At 45.4% G+C, this 1553-nt stretch carries 1 protein-coding gene; it reads right to left on the bottom strand.

What is annotated here, in order from left to right:
* Positions 1 to 74: 74 nt before the first annotated feature.
* Positions 75 to 1307: an IS110 family RNA-guided transposase gene (locus tag KQI79_RS27265; RefSeq protein WP_216541465.1), complete on the bottom strand. Its 1233-nt coding sequence runs from the start codon at positions 1305 to 1307 to the stop codon at positions 75 to 77.
* Positions 1308 to 1553 lie beyond the last annotated feature (246 nt).

Genomic DNA, 1553 nt, shown 5'->3' with positions numbered 1-1553 from the left:
TTTAACATTAAAGCGCTAAAGTCCCTTGGACCGAAAAGGTTTCCTAAGCAACATTAATATCCATAAAGTTACAGTTATGCTGGGACTATCTCACGTAGCTCTACTTCATAACCCATTTGTTGAATTTTACGGACCCAATAATCGATATTTCTTTCTCGCGAACCTAAATAATCTGCACCCAGCTCTTGATACGGAACCTTGTCGCGCAAGACGACATAGATAATTCGCAATAGTAAATGGGCAACGGCCATAATTGCTTTTTGTTTACCCATACGTTTAACTAATCTGAAATATACGGCCGGGATTCGCGAATCTTTCACTTTTATAGCGGACCAGCCACATTGAATAAGGAGGGTTTTCAGTCCCTTATTTCCTCGGTAGTTTTTCTTTCGTTTTTTTTTACCGTTGCTCTCGTGATTGGCCGGGCAAACCCCAGCCCACGAAGTGAGATGCGCATCGGATGGGAAATGTGACATGTCGGGACCCACTTCCGCCAAGATGCTCGCCGCTGCATCAAGGCTAATCCCTGGAATGGTGTCCAACAATTCCAATTCCAGACGATAGGGCGCAATCAGTTGATCAATTTCATCCTCCAACTCTTTAATCTCTTGCTCGAGGAAAGCGATATGGTCCAGATGTCTCTTAATCATTCTGCGGTGATGAACGCGCAAGCGACCATTCAATGCCTGAATGAGCTCGGGAACCTTGCGCTTCAACTGAGTCTTCACCATATTGCGAATCTGATGTTCATCGAGCACTTCACCATTGACAATGGATTCAAGAAGTGCACGACCGGAAACACCAAAAATATCGGTGATAAAGGTGGCCAGTTTCAGATTGGCGTCCTGCAAGATCTTGTGAATCCGATTCTTCTCTTGCGTCACATTCTGAACGAGTTTCCGACGATAACGTGTTAAATCGCGCAAATCACGAATGTCTTCAGGAGGGACAAAACTTGGCTGGATTAGCCCGTGACGGTGCAATCTGGCAATCCATTCAGCGTCGTTATAGTCGGTCTTCTTGCCCGGGATATTCTTGATGCGCTCTGGATTAGCTAACGTCAATTCACAAGTGCCCTCTAGGATATTCCACACAGGTTTCCAGTAGACGCCTGTGCTTTCCATGGCGACATGGACACATTCCCGGTCTTGAAGCCAGTCCAACAGGCGAATCAGTTCATCGGTTGTTGTTCCAAATGTTTCGATTTCTTTCGACGGCTTCTTATCCAATGAGCCGTATAGAAAGCAAGCCACGACGTTATCCTGGTGGATATCCAATCCAGCACACCGTTCCAAAATCGCATCCAAAACAAACAGCTCCTTCTGAGGTATTGAAGGGAGATCATGCAACCTTGTACAAATGATACTTTGTACTCGTACTCGTAGTGACAATCGGCGATTCTCGTGGTTGCAGTTGGTCCGATTTGTGTACGGTATTGATACACCAAAAAGCTTTCGACCTATGATCTGCCCATATTAATTACCCCAAAAACGGATACAGTTTGCAACTCTATTTTCATTTATGGCGATGGTCGTCAGGCCATGGGGGATTTG

Origin of the sequence: Paenibacillus sp. MSJ-34 (assembly GCF_018918005.1) — a bacterium.
Classification (GTDB): Bacteria; Bacillota; Bacilli; order Paenibacillales; family Paenibacillaceae; genus MSJ-34.
Note: the sequence above shows the minus strand (reverse complement) of the source record. Positions and strands in the feature narration are given on the sequence as shown.